This is a genomic window from Arcanobacterium hippocoleae (genome assembly GCF_040360365.1).
GTDB lineage: Bacteria > Actinomycetota > Actinomycetes > Actinomycetales > Actinomycetaceae > Arcanobacterium_A > Arcanobacterium_A hippocoleae_A.
Map to the genome: position 1 here is coordinate 1081299 of NZ_CP136412.1, position 15718 is coordinate 1097016.

Consider the following 15718-nt stretch of genomic DNA (forward strand, 5'->3'; position numbering starts at 1 on the left):
ATAATTACTAGATCATCAATCGCGCCGCGATATGCACCATAGTTTCGGTCAACAACGGTCATTTCGCTGAGCTCTGTTTTTATCCGGAAAGCCGGACCGCGATTTTGCAATCTTGCAGCCCGCTCTTTTCGCTCGTCTCGCGAAAGATTCCGGCATGTGCCCGGATATGATCCGGGCGGACGGTGCGGTGCTGATGCCACATCGTTCAAATCCTTGCGCGTGCAGTAACATTCATAAAGCAAACCCTGTGCCTGGAGCGTCTGGAAAATTTCCTGATAAATTTCCAGACGTTCAGACTGACGTACCGGCGTGCCATCCCAATCAATACCCAAAGCTTCCAAATCGCGTAATTGACTGGCTTCGTGCTCTGGCCGCGAACGCGCATCAAGATCTTCGATCCGTAAAAAACTTCCTGCCGTCATAACGCGCAAAAGCCCACGCCAAAAGCGCAGTACGCAAATTTCCCAAATGTAAATCTCCCGACGGGGAAGGAGCATACCGCCCTGCTCCGATTTTTGGTTTCATCATCGTACAAACACCTGCCCGCCCAGCACATGCGCCCCAAGCACATTGGCGAGTTGTTTCCGCACCGAGAGCGTTACGCTGCCGCCATTTTCAACTCGTTCCCCAGATTCCGCCAACTCTGCCGATTCTCCTAATTCCGCAGATTCTCCTGATGTTCCCGCTGTTATTTCCGGAGCAAAACCTGCAGCAAGCAGCGCTTTTGAAATAAGTGCAAGCGCTGGCAGCGGTGCAAGCATTGAAGTTTCCTGCAATCCATCCAGTTCTTGCAGATCTTGCGGGTACTGTGCTTCGTTAACGACGGCGAAAGCCGGAATATCACCAAGCGCCCGCGCAAGCAGCATCGTTACTACTTCAAGTGCGGAGATGTCTTTTGCGCAAGTTTGCAATGCCGGAGCGAATACGATTTGATCGACGGCAATACTCCGTGAAAATCCAGCGCCAAGTGCAGACGCACGAAGCACACCAAGAAGCAGACCATCTCGGGCAGCAACCCAGTAAGTAGCACTTCGAGTACCCATAATCTCTGCCGTCAGTGCTTCGAGTGTGCCGTCAAAAATATTAGCATTCACAAGCAGCTGGAAAATATCTTCAGCCTCTGCAAGATTAGCTGAGCGAATCGCAAACTTAAAACTCATATCCCCATTTTCATACACCTGTGAACTCCAGGCAAAGTAACTGCCAGTCATATTAAGAAATCTGTGGGCGAGATTAAAGTTTCGTCCGTAGGAAAACACCGAGCTGGAATCGGTCCAACATAATATGTGCAGCATAGCCGGAATTAGCCAACTATAATAGGCGCATGGCAAAGAAAAAGAAGCACGACGGCGACGGAGCTGGGCAGGGCGCTACTCCCGCATTGCAAGTATTGAATAATCTCGGTATACCTTACGAGCTGATCGAGTATGAGCATAGCGATACGATGGATCAGGGTTTTGCGCTCGACACCGCCGGCGTGCTCGGGGTCGATCCGCATACGGTTTTTAAGACGTTAATGGTAGAGACGGATTCAGGGAAAGCAGCCGTCGGCGTGGTTCCGGCCTCGGAGAAATTGAATTTGAAGTCGATTGCAAAAGCGCTCGGGGCGAAAAGCGCAGCAATGATGGATCCAATGAAAGCTGAACGAATCACTGGTTATATCAGAGGCGGGATTTCCCCAATCGGGCAAAAGCGCTTGTTTCCAACGATAATTCATGAAAGTGCGCTTAGCTGCGATACGATCCTAGTTTCCGGCGGGAAACGTTCACTTTCACTGCGGATATCGGCAAAAGACCTATCGCAAGCAATCCAAGGAAAATTCGCAAATATTACGCTGTAATTTCTAAAGCTTGCTACCCATGGTAATTAAAATGTTGAAGCGTTCCCGTAATAAACAAACTGAAACTCGCATAACTTGCAGTTTCAGGGATCATAAACGCCATCTCTTAGAAAGCGTTGACACAACTCCGTTAGGTGATTTTGGAATATATCTACGCTTTTAGGTTTCCATCAAGCAGCTGCATTAGGAGGTGTTTATTCAATTGGGGATTCGGTTGTGCTGCAAAACGATTTTATCGTTTGCCTGCAATCTAATCCGCAAGTAGCGCAAGTAAATACTGCCGCACTGCATGTTTTGGATCTTGTGTTTCAGGGAGTAGAAACATTTGAAAAATATCAGTCAAACATACTTTTCCGCGATTTACGAAGATCCAAAGTCTTCACCCAAGTGTATCCAGACTGCACTATTTAAGTGATAATAAATTTTTACCAGGCAAATTTGAATGCAAGATATCTGTACCAAAATACTCGGTATCCCGAATTAAAAATATTGAACTTTTTGAAGATTCGGACTTTCAAATTCGAAATCTTACACTTAAGCAATTCCCGTCTGCACTAACCTCCAATGCCGTTTTCTGTATGCTGAGCGGAGAGTTCTTATTAAACGATGCAAGCGGTATTAGTTACGGACGGATATTAGATCAAATTCTCGAATAAATTTTTCTTTTATCATCCCCTTACACCACAGAAACCACACTGTTCATAAATGAAGCAGCACATACATAAAAATTTGACACCAATTGGGGGGGATAATAGCTTCAAACCTCTAAAACGAAGCTAATTAGCGAATTTCGCAAGAAAATCAGCATAGGAGTCCACAAATGGCACAAACCCAAGGCGTAAAGTCAGAAAAACCATTCTATCAGCGAATTTGGTTCATTATTATTGTCGCGATTGTAGCAATCGGCGGTATCAGCGCATACCTGCAAGGCAAAGATGAAACCGGTTCTTCTTCCGCAAAATCTACAAGTGTTACAGAAAAATCTACCGAAAGTAAATCTCCGAAAAATCAGCAGGAAAAAGCGGAAAAATCCACGCCAGATGTACCTAAGGAATATGAAAATGCGCTAAGGAAAGCAGAGTCATATTCCGACATGATGCACATGTCTAAACAAGGAATTTACGATCAATTAACCTCTAAATACGGTGAGAAGTTTTCTCCCGAAGCCGCGCAATATGCCGTCGATAATTTGAAAGCTGATTTCAAGAAAAACGCACTTGAAAAAGCAAAATCGTACGAAGAGACAATGAACATGTCTCCGGATGCAATAAAAGATCAACTAACTTCTGCACATGGTGAAAAATTCACTCCGGAAGAAGCACAGTGGGCAATTGAAAATCTTGGCAAGTAAATAATCCGCTGAAATTAAAATCGATAATATCAAGCTTGCGGGGGTGAGCTGATTTGAGTTCATCCCTGCAACATAAAATACATTACCGCTGGAAAATAGTGATATTGCGCGGATTCCACAGCACCATCCCGCCAGCAGAGTCCGGCACTGAAACTTCATCGCGCATATCAGCCTCACGCAAATCAGCTTCATGCAATGCTGCCCGCAGCTGATGAAAACGCTGCGCCACCGTCACATCGCCCGTCGCTGAAGCCGCAAAAACCCGATGTTCCCGCGACGTAAACCGCTCCAACTCCGAACGCATAAATTCCCCAAGAATCTGCATTTTCTCAATCTTATGCTGCAGCTTTGCGTTACGTAACCGAAGTTTTTCAACCTCGTTCTCAAGCTCTACGATCCGCGCAATTCCTGCAAGATTAATCCCCTCTTCCTGCGAGAGCGCCTGAATCCGCAAAAGCTGATCAACATCATTCAAGGAGTAGCGACGGCCTCCGCCGCGGGTGCGTTTTGCCACCACAAGCCCGAGCCGGTCATATTGGCGAACCGTCTGCGGATGCATTCCCGCAAGTTCTGCTGCTACCGAAACCGTTAAAATCGGCGCACTGCGTGAAACTTTTGCCATCGCCTCTCCTTAGAAATCAAAATCCGATGCTAACTTGAAACTTCCGTTTAAAGTTTTGCCATGCTCGAAACTCGGCGCGCGGATCAGCACCTGCAGCAGCTGCCCGGAATGCTTCCACCGCAGCTCGTGATTCCTCCGAAAGGGACTTCGGAACCACCACTTTCAAGCGCACGTACATATCGGAACGTTCGCCTTTCGGATTCTCAATACCTTTTCCGCGCACCCGCATTGTTTTATCGGTTGATGAACCTGCGGGAACTTTTACCCGCACAATTTCGCCGTCAAGCGCCGGTACTTCAATCGTCGCTCCAAGCGCAGCTTCGTCGAAAGAAATCGGCACGTTTACATACACATCTTTTCCGCGAAGTTCATAAACCGGATGTGGTTCTACCGTGATTTTCACTAAGATATCTCCCGGTTCTCCACCATTTACACCCGGTTTGCCTTTTTCGGAATTCGAATTTTTTGCCCGTTTGTTACGCCTTTTGGTACTCGTGCGCTTACCGCGCCGGTTGGCGCATTCACTTTCACCGTCGTCCCATAAACCGCATCATGCAGCGGAATCGAGACAGATGCCGTGATGTCTCCGCCGCGTTCAGGGCGTCTGCGTGAACCAAAACCGTTAAAACCGAAACCGCCGCGTCCATCAGGCTGCGGAGCACCGGCACCAAACATTGAAGAAAGAATATCTTCAAATCCGGGCGGAGTTTGCCCGCCGCCTGTTGCATACGCTGCACGTCCGGCACCGCCGGTACCGCCGGCAAAGGCAGAAAAATATCTTCAAATCCGCCTGCGCCGCCCGCGGAGAAACGTGCGCCCGATCCGCCCATTGCACGAATCGCATCGTATTGTTTCCGGTCCTCATCATCCGAAAGTACCTGATATGCTTCCGAAACTTGCTTAAACTTTTCTTCCGCAGCTTTATCGCCCGGATTTTGATCCGGATGGTACTTTCGTGCGAGTTTGCGATAAGCCTTTTTATTTCCGCTTTCGCCGCCGTTTTTCCACGCCGAGATCACGATAAAAATCTTTCGTCAGCCAATCTTGACTAGCCATCACACCTCACCCCCAAAACTTGTATTTATATTTATTTTCACGGCAGATTTTTCTCTGCCGGTGCCCGTATTTCACACCGTAGCTCCCGCACCGGACTGCAGCTGCTCTTTCCCGGTCCGCCGTCGTAACTTTCATCTGATGAAATCTCTTACTCGGGTGAAATCACACCAACGCGAGCCGGGCGCAGTATTTTCTCGCCTTGTTTGTATCCGGCTTGGATCAGCACAGAAACTTCTTCCTTTTCCGCATCTGCAGAAGTTTGATGCATTAATGCTTCATGAATCGTCGGATCGAATTCATCACCGACGGATCCGAAACGTTCAAGACTGAAATTCGTACGCAGCGTATTTTCCAGTTCAGCAACTACTTTTCCGGCCGGTCCGGTAAGTTCGCCATGTTCACGCGCAAGCGCAGCATTATCAAGCACGCTGAAGAGTGTTTCAAGTACTTTCTGCACACCGGCTTCTTTATGCGCCTGTGCTTCAAGACGGGTCCGTTTCACATAATTCGAATATTCTTGCTGTACGTTATACAAATCAGCATTACGGCGCGCAAGTTGTTCTTTCAGGTCTGCCGCTTCCAACAGTGCCTGATCCAGTTCGGAAAGCTTGCCGGTATTTTCTTCCGCGGGGATATCTGCAGATTCTGCTGCTGAATCTGCATCTGACGGCAGCGAATCGGCAGCATTTTCCGCAGTGTCCGCAGTTTTATCAGTTTCCGCAGTTTCAGAATTTCCTGCAGCATCTAATTTTTCTTTCGCCGAACCTGGAGCAGTTTCCTGCGCTATCTCGTCGAAATGTTTTTCGTTATTCATTTCATCAGCCATATTTGCACCCCATATCGTTAACAGTTTTCTTGCAGTTAGCACTATCATCTGCGAAAATCTGCTGCCCTTCGGTTCTTTTTACTGACTGCAAAAAGCAACCTGTTCAAAACTTATTTTGCCAATGAGGGCCAGCAACCATAGATTTGCTTGCCAGCCCTCATTTTGCGCTAATTTCCAGTTCTAGCTTGAAATCGTGAAAACTGTTTACTTCTTTTCGTTCTCGTCATCTACGATTTCAGCGTCAACCACATTTTCGTCACCAGCTGCGTTTGCGCCAGCTTCTGCTGCACCGCCGGCATTTTCAGCAGCTGCAGCTGCTTGTGCCTGCGCGTAAAGTGCTTCGCCGATCTTCTGCGACTTTTCGTTCAGCACTTCTTGTGCTGCTTTAATCGCTGCAAGATCTTCCCCTTCGAGTGCTTTGCGCAAGCCGTCGTTTGCTTCTTTAACTTCGGTTACGACGGAATCTTCAAGCTTGTCGGCGTTGTCCTTGAGCAGTTTCTCGATTGCATAAACCTGCTGTTCGGCAGAGTTGCGCACCTCAGCTTCTTCCTTGCGCTTCTCATCTTCTGCAGCGTGTTCTTCAGCTTCTTTCACCATCCGGTCGATATCTTCTTTCGAAAGTGCTGAACCGCCGGTGATTGTTACTGACTGTTCTTGACCAGTGCCGCGATCCTTTGCGGACACATGCACGATGCCGTTTGCATCAATATCAAAAGTCACTTCAATCTGCGGCACACCGCGCGGAGCCGGAGCGATACCGCTGAGTTCGAAAGTACCCAAGAGCTTATTATCGCGCGCGAAAGAGCGCTCGCCCTGGTAGACCTGAATCAATACCGACGGTTGGTTGTCTTCGGCAGTGGAGAAGACTTCGCTGCGCTTGGTCGGGATTGCGGTGTTCCGCTCAATGAGCGTGGTCATCATGCCGCCTTTGGTTTCAATACCGAGAGAAAGCGGGGTGACGTCAATCAGCAGCACGTCTTTGCGGTCGCCGGTAATCACACCGGCCTGGAGTGCAGCACCGACGGCGACTACCTCATCCGGATTCACACCCTTGTTTGGTTCGCGCCCGCCGGTGAGTTCCTTTACCACTTCGGTAACAGCCGGCATTCGGGTAGAACCGCCGACGAGTACCACGTGATCAATCTCCGAAAGCTTAATTTCTGCATCTTCGATTACTTTCTTGAACGGAATCTTTGTGCGTTCAAGCAGGTCTTTTGTCATTTCTTCGAATTTTGCACGGGTGAGTTTCTCATCCAAGTGGATTGGCCCGTTTTCACTCATTGAAAGGTATTGCAAGGTGATGTTTGTGGAGGCAGCTGAGGAAAGTTCTTTCTTCGCCTGCTCAGCTGCTTCTTTCAAACGCTGGAGTGCAATCTTATCTTTGGAAAGGTCTGCACCGTAGTTGTTCTTCACCTGGGCAACAAGCCAATCAACGATACGCTGATCCCAATCGTCACCGCCGAGTTTGTTGTCGCCGGAGGTTGCGCGCACCTGAATTGTAGAGAATTCGTCTTCATCCTTGCCCACTTCGAGGAGTGAAACATCGAACGTGCCGCCGCCAAGATCAAAGACGAGAATCAGCTCATCTTCTTTCCCTTTTTCGAGTCCGTATGCAAGAGCTGCAGCTGTCGGTTCGTTTACGATCCGCTGCACATTCAGACCAGCAATCTGCCCGGCATCTTTTGTTGCCTGGCGCTGTGCGTCGTTAAAGTATGCCGGAACAGTGATGACGGCATCTGTTACCGGTTCACCAAGATATGCTTCCGCATCTTTCTTTAGTTTCTGTAAGATAAATGCGGAAATCTGCTGTGCGTTATAGCTCTTATCGTCAATATCGACTTTCCAAGCAGAATCGCCCATGTAGCGTTTTACCGAGGAAATTGTCCGGTCAACATTTGTTACTGCCTGCCGCTTTGCGATTTCACCGACGAGAACTTCACCCGTCTTTGAAAAACCGACGACGGATGGCGTGGTGCGGGCGCCTTCAGCGTTTGCAATAACGGTTGGTTCGCCGCCTTCAAGTACAGAAACTACTGAGTTTGTAGTACCAAGATCGATGCCTACTGCACGAGCCATGTCATATTCTCCTTCTTCTGTGCTAAATCGTCTGCTCTGCCGTCCGCATTAGCCGTAAGAACTCTTTTGTTTATTTCCTGTTATCTTCCGCAGCTTTTGCGTCGGCGAAATTTCCAATCTAGCAGCTTTGAAAATTTCTTCGTTCTCAAGTTTGCTACGCTTCATCGACTTGCGTCAAATCGGCTGAGTAATTCTTGAGTCTAATACACTCAACTTTTTATGTGTTAGTTTTATTCCCGAAATAAAAATCACATATTTCACAGCTGCTGGTGTTAGCTTTTATTTTGTTTAGCAGCACGAATGTTTTGCCGGGTTTCGATATGTAAATTTAATATGCGGAAAGCTCCCAAGCAGATTAATTCCTGCCTGGGAGCTTTCACTTATATTCTGTTACAGATTGTTATGCACACATGCACTTTGCGCCAGTGCTTCTCTTATTTTCTGCGTTTTAATCCAAGTGCGATTAATGCGCTTCCTGACAGCACAATAAGCAGAGCATATAGAATCAGGGCTGTGGCATTTCCGCTTCCGGTTTGGGAAAGTTCACTGCCTGCTGAATGGTCTTGATTTGTTTCTGGTTCGATGTCAGGAGTAGGCGCTTCAGCCAAAGCATCAACCATCACAATCGGAGCATCAGAATCAAGCCGGGTCTCACCCACACTAACACTTCCATCCACACCAACAGTGAAATCAATCGCCGTCGCAACCTCATAACCCTGCGGAGCAGCACTCTCAACAAGACGATACTCACCAGCAGTCAACACAAACTCATGCGGCACCTTACCAGAGACCCACTCATGAACCGGATCCCCAACCTGCTCACCAGCAACCCGAGCAAACACCTGCAAAGAAGCACCAGCAAGCTCAACACCATCCACAGCCAAAGCCCGCTTACTCACCTTAACCGGATAATCAGCCAAAGCATCAACCATCACAATCGGAGCATCAGAATCAAGCCGGGTCTCACCCACACTAACACTTCCATCCACACCAACAGTGAAATCAATCGCCGTCGCAACCTCATAACCCTGCGGAGCAGCACTCTCAACAAGACGATACTCACCAGCAGTCAACACAAACTCATGCGGCACCTTACCAGAGACCCACTCATGAACCGGATCCCCAACCTGCTCACCAGCAACCCGAGCAAACACCTGCAAAGAAGCACCAGCAAGCTCAACACCATCCACAGCCAAAGCCCGCTTACTCACCTTAACCTTATGCTCTTTTGGGGCATCCGGCTTTTCTTGGTTCACAACCTTATAATGATTTTCTTTCACCTGCGAAAGAGTTGCAAGGAAAGTTCTGCCATCAATTGCAACTTCAACCTGCTGATCAAGCTGCAGCGCCACATTCCCTTCTTTAAAAGAATACTTATTCAAAGCAGCCGCGATGTAGTAATCATTACTCGTAACCGTGGTAGTAAAATCATGATTCTCTCGAACATTATGCCCTTTATCATCAGAAGCTTCGAGGAATATCATTGATTTCAATGAATCGTCTTTCAGCTCCCCACCAGATTTGTCTTTCCATTCCTTTTCGATAGTAATCACCGACATGCGGACATTATCAAAGATCCGGCTATAGACATTTGGCGAATCTTCTACCCACTTATTCGCAGGCGGAATTACTTCATAGGTTGTATCACCTAAGACGATATATTTAATAGGCTTTTCATTCTTTTCGTTAAGCTCATAGACATAATAGGATTCAAGTTCACTCTTTTTAATCCCAGTCCAAGTAAGTTCATGCTGATCCGCATTTAACGTTTGCACCGTATCTGGCACAAGCTTGCCGGCTTTGAACAAACCGAACTTAGTTACAGGATGACCTGCTTTCTCTTTCCCATCCCAAGTCTTCTTCACCTTGAGAGTGACAGTTTCTGCTGCAACTTTCTTTTTATTAGTAACTGAAACCGTATTGCCTTTAAATTCAACACCATCAATGGATTTGCCTGTTTGGGCCACTCCTGATCATTAATTTTAAAAGTGATATCCTCAGCAACTTTCACATACCCATCCGGCGCCGAAAGCTCCCGCAAAACATATTCGCCTGCTTCCAGCTTCAAATTAATATCTTTTGTTCCAGTAAGAAATTCCTTAACCGGATTTACCGGATCAGCTTTCTTATATAAACCAAACTTCGCGTCCGCCAAAGCCTTTCCAGCTTCATCCAACTTCTTAAAAGTCACAGCAAATTTATCCGGCTTTTCTTGATTCACAACCTTATAACGATTCTCGCCCGCTTTAGAAAGAGTTGCAAGGAAAGTTCTGCCATCAATTGCAACTTCAACCTGCTGATCAAGCTGCAGCGCCACATTCCCTTCTTTAAAAGAATACTTATTGAATGCAGCTGAAATATAGTACTTGTTGCTCTTAGTTTCGGCATTAAAGTCATGGCTTTCGCTAATAGTTTTCCCGGCTTCGTTAGCTGCCGTTATATCTATTGCTGCAGTTGGTAAACCAGCAGTTAATTCTGCTCCGTCTTTACCTTTCCATTCCTTTTCTACGGTAACAACTGTTACAAGAGAATTGTCATAGGCATAGCTGTAAACATTCTTTTCTTCGGCTTGCCACTCAGTAACCTTTGGAACAACTTTATAGGTTTTACCGTCTAAAGTGATGTACTTTTCAGCTTTTTCGTCATTTTCGGTAAGCTCATACACCTTATATAACGGAAGTTCACTCTTTTAATCCCAGTCCAAGTAAGTTCATGCTGATCCGCATTTAACGTTTGCACCGTATCTGGCAGAAGCTTGCCGGCTTTGAACAAACCGAACTTAGTTACAGGATGACCTGCTTTCTCTTGCCCATCCCAAGTCTTCTTCACCTTGAGAGTGACAGTTTCTGCTGCAACTTTCTTTTTATTAGTAACTGAAACCGTATTGCCTTTAAATTCAACACCATCAATGGACTCACCCGTTTGAGTGACTTTACCTTTATCATCAACCGCAAACTTTATATCCTCAGCAACTTTCACATACCCATCCGGCGCCGAAAGCTCCCGCAAAACATATTCGCCTGCTTCCAGCTTCAAATTAATATCTTTTGTTCCAGTAAGGAATTCCTTAACCGGATTTACCGGATCAGCTTTCTTATATAAACCAAACTTCGCGTCCGCCAAAGCCTTTCCAGCTTCATCCAACTTCTTAAAAGTCACAGCAAATTTATCCGGCTTTTCTTGGTTCACAACCTTATAATGATTTTCCTTCACCTGCGAAAGAGTTGCAAGGAAAGTTCTGCCATCAATTGCAACTTCAACCTGCTTGCCCAGCTCTAATGCCGCATTTTCTTCTTGGAAAGAAAGTTTCTTGAACCCCGACGAAACGTAGTAATCATTACGATTAGTCTTAGCGTCAAAGTAATGATTGTATCGTGGGCTCTGACCCTGTTCGTGAGTTGCAGTTATGTAGATAATCGCCTTTGATGGAATGTCTTTTAACGCTTTTCCATCTTTACCTTTCCATTCTTTATCCACAGTAATAACTGTTATTGAAGAATTGTCAAAGGCCCGGCTATAGACATTCCCGCCCTCATGCTTCCACGAATTATCTTTCGGGAAAATCTCATAGGTATTACCAGCTAAAGTAATATACTTTCCAGCCTTTTTACCATTTTCATTAACTTCATACACATTATATGACTCAAGCTCGCTCTTCTTGATGTTGTCCCAAGTAAGTTCATGCTGATCTGCGGTTAATGTCTTAACTGTACTTTCTACAAGTTGCCCATTTTTCAACAAACCAAACTTAGTTACAGGATGACCTGCTTTTTCTTGCCCATCCCAAGTCTTCTTCACCTTGAGAGTGACAGTTTCTGCTGCAACTTTCTTTTTATTAGTAACTGAAACCTTGCTACCGCTAAAGTTGACACCATCAATGGATTTTCCTGTTTGGGCCACTCCTGATCATTGATCGTAAACTCAATGTCACTATCAACTTTCACATACCCATCCGGCGCCGAAAGCTCCCGCAAAATATATTCGCCTGCTTCCAGCTTCAAATTAATATCTTTTGTTCCGGTAAGAAATTCCTTAACCGGATTTACCGGATCAGCTTTCTTATATAATGCAAAATCAGCTTCCGGCAAGTATTGGCCCTTTTCGTCCTGCTTCTTAAGAGTAAGATCATATTCCGGCTTCTGTTTTTCGTCGTATACAATAAGCGTGTCTTCGGTCAATTGATCCGCATCAGCAAATTGTGCCTTTGTCGGAAGCTTTTGTTTCTCCCAACTCCCGTCTTTTTGCTTAATTAGAATCCACTTTCCCCGTTAAGCTTATCTTCACCAGCGACGGTAAATACAATGGGATCCGTCTTTTTATATCCGTTTGGAGCTTCAGATTCTACAAGAGTAAACACATCCCCAAATCTCTTACCATATTTCCCGAGATCAAACATTGCACCCGCAAATGCCAAAGGAGTCTCCGGATACATAGATAAATCTACAGACAAAGGAGATCCGCTTATTCCTTCACCGGCAAAAATTTTCAGCTCAGCGCCAGTCAAAGCATTCGGCTCAATTTTTCCGTTTTCCACTCCGACCTTGGTAATGTAAATCGGATCTTCTCGACCGAATTGGTCTTTCGGCGGTTCAGGAGCTGGATGATTTACTTTCGTTACCAAGATATTTTGGTACTGGTTCCCGGACTCTTTTGCGGTTTGCGTAGTGGTAAATAAGTCCATACCGAATTCGTTGCCAGGCTGTTGCAGAGTATTTTCGATTAGCTTTTTATAAACGGCAACTTTAAGCTCATTAGCCTTTTTCGCATCCTGATCGGCTAATGCAAATTCTTTCTCATAATAATCTTCCGGATTAAACTGATCGGTGTAGTGCCACACTACCCACTGGGTGACTTCCCGGAAAAAACCATCTTTTTGGACGTCTTTTACAAAGTCTTTTCCATCAAACTGATTTGAAAGTTTACTTGCATCATTCGGATACCCGTGATACAAGACTCTCCTTAAATCTTTAATAAGCTGATCTTGCTTCGCTTTATCATCAATCGGCTTAGACAAAGATTTTCCGTACTCGGCAGCAGTCCCCTGAGTTTTCTCATAGTAAATCGTGTCATCAACTTTTCTTGCCGGCGCTTCCCGCTTTTTGTTATAACAATAAGCAATATACCGTTCTTTAGTGCCTTCTTGGCCGAGATAGAACGCAGCAGAATAGCTCCCTGCCACTCTGACCACCCTAAATACTTTTCACCAGCACCATACGCCGCATTTGCCCCGAAAGAAACCGTCGAAAGCATTGTGAAAACGGCTAAAACCAATACCAGCGGCTTCTTTAATTTCTCTTTCACGTCTACTATCCTTTAGTACATTTCTCATCACGAACGAAAGTCACCGAGCGAATCACTTCCAGCGCCAACGCCTTTGCCGACGCATAATTCGGCACCATCAGTACACTCAGTTTCTTTAGTTATGCCGGAAAATCGCCTTTAGAAACAGCTACGCCCCTAATATCCCCCAGCAGTATAAGAGATAATGATAATCAGAAAAATTTAGCAACTCAATAAAAATAGCAATATCACTTAAATTGCGAATCAAAACATTCCGAAAATATTAGCTTCCAAATATTGAACAAAAAGCCTTAAGCCCTGTAAAATACGAGCAATTCATGCAAAAATATATCTATGGCTCTCAGTATTGGTATTGACGTTGGCGGAACAAAAATTGCCGGCGGTGTGGTAGATGAAAACGGCGAAATTCTTGAAATGGTAAAGATTCCAACACCGGCTCAAGATTCGCAAGCATCAATTGATGCAGCAATCAAAATCATAAATGACCTGAAAACTCGTTATCACGTCACAGCCGTCGGCATCGGCGCTCCCGGCTTTATTAATAGCGACCGTTCCGAAGTCATTTTTGCCCCGAATGTAAACTGGCGCAACGAACCAGTAGCTGCAAAAGTTGCTGAAAAGACCGGCCTTCCCGTCGTCTTGGAAAATGATGCAAACGTAGCCGCCTGGGGCGAATTCAAATTCGGAGCAGCAAAAGAGTGCAGCTCCGTCGTGATTGTAACTGTTGGCACCGGTATTGGCGGCGGAATTATTCTCGACGGCAAACTGATCCGCGGTTCGCACGGTTTCGCAGCCGAAATCGGGCATATGAGTCTCGTTCCAGACGGACCGCTCTGCCCGTGCGGGGAATATGGCTGCTGGGAAATGTATTCATCCGGCACCGCTTTAGTCCGGCTCGCTAAGGAGCGCGCAGAAAAATCTCCGGCGACGGCAGCAAAACTCCTTGAGCTGGTAGCAGGCGATATTGATGCGATTGACGGCAAAATTATCGATCAAGCGGTTGCCGCTGGTGATAGTGCCGCATCCGATTGCTTCGCCGAAGTTGGCAAATATCTCGGGCAAGGAATGGCGAACCTCGCAGCAGCACTCGATCCGGAAATGTTTGTGATTTCTGGAGGAGTGTGTAATTCCGGCGACTTCCTCTTAAAGCCAGTCCGTGAAGCTTTCGAAACGCGCGTAACAGCCCGCAGCCTGCGCCCGCTGCCAGAAATTCACCTTGCAAAACTCGGCAATCTGGCTGGACTAATCGGAGCGGCAAATATCGCATTCGAGACGGAATACACAGCTTAAAAGAGAATCCGCCGCTGCGCTTAATAAAGCGTGCGGACAAAATAAGCTCGGCAGGCAGAATAAGCTCAGCGCCAGTTACGTGTGCTTGCGGGGATTATGCCACCACTTACGTAACCCGCAAGCATTTCGCCACCAGTTACGCAAATTTTGCTTTTTGGTAATCAGCTGTGAATGTTTTCAAAAAATTTAGATCTGAAAACTCGACAAACAAGACAAAAATACCTATTTTCAGTTCAGTATTTTTCCTAAATTCTCGCACAAAAATTGCGAATTAAATTTTTCAACCGCAAAGTTCATCTGCGCACCCAAAGCACACTTGTACTTTCGAAAATTCGCAAGCCCCCACACACAAGGAAGCTGCTGCAAGGGTTCCATTACCCTGATTTTTGGGGACGCCCCACGCACACAAGGAAGCTGCACTGGCACTGACTAAACCGGCACTTCGCTCACTAAAGATATCTAAATTACTGCAGCGCTACGCTAAGTAAAGAAAAACCGCAACAAAAATCAATAACACCGCAAAAATAAACGTCAATGTCGAGTTCTTTGCTTTCCGTGAAACCGGCCCGCCAAGCAAACCTCCAAGCATTGAAGCCGCCGCAAAAATCAAGACAATCCCCCAATCAACTGCTAAATCAGAACCAATTCGGGAAAGCAAACCAGTAGCCGAAGTAATCACCATAATTAAAAGTGAGGTCGCCGAAGCTTCCCGCATCGGCATCCGCAACGCCAAAAGCAGCATTGGCACCACCACAAACCCGCCGCCAACTCCAAAAATCCAGTCAACAGCCCGGTTAGCGAAGCACAAAAATCAAAACAAAAATTCGGGAAAAATCTCCAGTGCGCAATGCGCTTTCCGAATCCCTTGATTCTCTCGAATCCGCAGCACTCGCTGCGCCCGCCGAATCCGCCGCCGCTTCCGCTTCCGCTCCCCGCTCTTTCTGCAACTGCCGCACCGCCTTATGAAACATCGCCGCCGAAACACAAAGCAACAAAATCCCAAAGGAATACATCAACAAATCCGGATCAACAAGAAGATTTAAGCGCGAACCGCCCCACGCACCGAGAATCGAAAGCGTTCCAAAAACAATCCCGTCGCGAAAATGAACCCGACGGTACTGTGCAAAAAGTGAAACCAAAGCTGTTAAACCAACGATTACAAGCGAACCTGCCGCCGCCGCATGCGGGTCTTGCCCCAAAACATAGACCAAAATCGGTACCGAAAGAATCCCGCCGCCAGCACCGAGCATCCCGACGATGACACCCACAAAAAGCCCCACAGCCAGCGCAATCGCGATGTTTCCAAACATTTTTAACGCAACTCCTCACACCCGCCCGCGCGAAACTCCGCATCTC

General features: G+C 46.5%; 16 protein-coding genes and 2 pseudogenes. 3 read left to right on the top strand and 15 right to left on the bottom strand.

Annotation, left to right across the window (positions count from 1 at the left end; translation table 11 throughout):
* Window positions 1–101 precede the first annotated feature (101 nt).
* Window positions 102–528 (bottom strand): annotated as a pseudogene (locus RQN30_RS05620) (glutamate--tRNA ligase family protein); the annotation flags it as partial.
* Window positions 525–1178 (bottom strand): hypothetical protein, encoded by a 654-nt coding sequence (locus tag RQN30_RS05625; RefSeq protein WP_353061617.1) that lies wholly within the window; start codon window positions 1176–1178, stop codon window positions 525–527. The gene RQN30_RS05625 and the pseudogene RQN30_RS05620, both read right to left, overlap by 4 nt.
* Window positions 1179–1324: 146 nt before the next feature.
* Between RQN30_RS05625 and ybaK the strand changes: the two genes are divergently transcribed.
* Window positions 1325–1840 carry a Cys-tRNA(Pro) deacylase gene (gene ybaK / locus RQN30_RS05630; protein WP_353061618.1) on the top strand — a complete coding sequence of 172 codons (516 nt, stop codon included), beginning with the start codon at window positions 1325–1327 and terminating at the stop codon, window positions 1838–1840.
* 820 nt (window positions 1841–2660) lie between these two features.
* Window positions 2661–3191 carry an Ltp family lipoprotein gene (locus tag RQN30_RS05635; RefSeq protein ID WP_353061619.1) on the top strand — a complete coding sequence of 177 codons (531 nt, stop codon included), beginning with the start codon at window positions 2661–2663 and terminating at the stop codon, window positions 3189–3191.
* A gap of 82 nt (window positions 3192–3273) precedes the next feature.
* Here the strand turns inward: RQN30_RS05635 and RQN30_RS05640 are convergent, their stop codons facing one another.
* From RQN30_RS05640 to RQN30_RS05690, 11 genes and pseudogenes are all read right to left on the bottom strand, one after another.
* Entirely contained in the window at window positions 3274–3813 is a 540-nt protein-coding gene (locus RQN30_RS05640; RefSeq protein ID WP_353061620.1) for a heat shock protein transcriptional repressor HspR, read from the bottom strand.
* Between the two features lie 16 nt (window positions 3814–3829).
* Window positions 3830–4216 (bottom strand): DnaJ C-terminal domain-containing protein, encoded by a 387-nt coding sequence (locus RQN30_RS05645; protein WP_353061621.1) that lies wholly within the window; start codon window positions 4214–4216, stop codon window positions 3830–3832.
* Between the two features lie 26 nt (window positions 4217–4242).
* Entirely contained in the window at window positions 4243–4488 is a 246-nt protein-coding gene (locus tag RQN30_RS05650) for a DnaJ C-terminal domain-containing protein (protein WP_353061622.1), read from the bottom strand.
* Window positions 4489–4715: 227 nt separating this feature from the next.
* Window positions 4716–4832, bottom strand: a pseudogene (locus tag RQN30_RS05655) (DnaJ domain-containing protein); the annotation flags it as partial.
* Window positions 4833–5017: 185 nt separating this feature from the next.
* A complete protein-coding gene (grpE, locus tag RQN30_RS05660; RefSeq protein ID WP_353061623.1) occupies window positions 5018–5695 on the bottom strand; it encodes a nucleotide exchange factor GrpE in 678 nt (225 codons plus the stop codon).
* Window positions 5696–5899: 204 nt separating this feature from the next.
* Complete coding sequence (dnaK, locus tag RQN30_RS05665) at window positions 5900–7771, bottom strand: molecular chaperone DnaK (RefSeq protein ID WP_353061624.1); 1872 nt, start codon at window positions 7769–7771, stop codon at window positions 5900–5902.
* 434 nt (window positions 7772–8205) lie between these two features.
* A complete protein-coding gene (locus RQN30_RS05670) occupies window positions 8206–9738 on the bottom strand; it encodes an MSCRAMM family protein (protein ID WP_353061625.1) in 1533 nt (510 codons plus the stop codon).
* Window positions 9633–10436: a SpaA isopeptide-forming pilin-related protein gene (locus RQN30_RS05675; RefSeq protein WP_353061626.1), complete on the bottom strand. Its 804-nt coding sequence runs from the start codon at window positions 10434–10436 to the stop codon at window positions 9633–9635. The genes RQN30_RS05670 and RQN30_RS05675 overlap by 106 nt, the downstream gene beginning before the upstream one ends.
* Complete coding sequence (locus RQN30_RS05680; RefSeq protein ID WP_353061627.1) at window positions 10385–11671, bottom strand: SpaA isopeptide-forming pilin-related protein; 1287 nt, start codon at window positions 11669–11671, stop codon at window positions 10385–10387. Before RQN30_RS05680 ends, RQN30_RS05675 begins: the two co-directional genes overlap by 52 nt.
* Window positions 11566–11949 (bottom strand): SpaA isopeptide-forming pilin-related protein, encoded by a 384-nt coding sequence (locus RQN30_RS05685; RefSeq protein WP_353061628.1) that lies wholly within the window; start codon window positions 11947–11949, stop codon window positions 11566–11568. The genes RQN30_RS05680 and RQN30_RS05685 overlap by 106 nt, the downstream gene beginning before the upstream one ends.
* Before the next feature lie 71 nt (window positions 11950–12020).
* The gene (locus RQN30_RS05690; RefSeq protein WP_353061629.1) at window positions 12021–12950 is read right to left on the bottom strand and encodes a thioester-forming surface-anchored protein; all 930 of its coding nucleotides are present in this window, start codon (window positions 12948–12950) and stop codon (window positions 12021–12023) included.
* Between the two features lie 455 nt (window positions 12951–13405).
* On the opposite strand from RQN30_RS05690, the gene RQN30_RS05695 reads away from it, so the two are divergent.
* Complete coding sequence (locus RQN30_RS05695) at window positions 13406–14362, top strand: ROK family glucokinase (RefSeq protein WP_353061630.1); 957 nt, start codon at window positions 13406–13408, stop codon at window positions 14360–14362.
* 475 nt (window positions 14363–14837) lie between these two features.
* Here RQN30_RS05695 and RQN30_RS05700 read toward each other — a convergent pair whose 3' ends face one another.
* On the bottom strand, window positions 14838–15116 hold the full coding sequence (locus RQN30_RS05700) for a TSUP family transporter (RefSeq protein WP_353061631.1): 279 nt from the start codon (window positions 15114–15116) through the stop codon (window positions 14838–14840).
* Between the two features lie 40 nt (window positions 15117–15156).
* Window positions 15157–15672, bottom strand: a complete 516-nt coding sequence (locus tag RQN30_RS05705) for a sulfite exporter TauE/SafE family protein (RefSeq protein ID WP_353061632.1) — start codon at window positions 15670–15672, stop codon at window positions 15157–15159.
* Window positions 15673–15718 lie beyond the last annotated feature (46 nt).

Excerpts from the sequence above, each read along its gene's own strand:
- RQN30_RS05635 (WP_353061619.1), top strand. The coding sequence starts at position 2,661 with ATGGCACAAACCCAAGGCGTAAAGTCAGAAAAACCATTCTATCAGCGA.
- ybaK (WP_353061618.1), top strand. The coding sequence starts at position 1,325 with ATGGCAAAGAAAAAGAAGCACGACGGCGACGGAGCTGGGCAGGGCGCT.
- RQN30_RS05695 (WP_353061630.1), top strand. The coding sequence starts at position 13,406 with ATGGCTCTCAGTATTGGTATTGACGTTGGCGGAACAAAAATTGCCGGC.
- RQN30_RS05705 (WP_353061632.1), bottom strand. The coding sequence starts at position 15,672 with ATGTTTGGAAACATCGCGATTGCGCTGGCTGTGGGGCTTTTTGTGGGT.
- grpE (WP_353061623.1), bottom strand. The coding sequence starts at position 5,695 with ATGGCTGATGAAATGAATAACGAAAAACATTTCGACGAGATAGCGCAG.
- RQN30_RS05650 (WP_353061622.1), bottom strand. The coding sequence starts at position 4,488 with ATGTTTGGTGCCGGTGCTCCGCAGCCTGATGGACGCGGCGGTTTCGGT.
- dnaK (WP_353061624.1), bottom strand. The coding sequence starts at position 7,771 with ATGGCTCGTGCAGTAGGCATCGATCTTGGTACTACAAACTCAGTAGTT.
- RQN30_RS05640 (WP_353061620.1), bottom strand. The coding sequence starts at position 3,813 with ATGGCAAAAGTTTCACGCAGTGCGCCGATTTTAACGGTTTCGGTAGCA.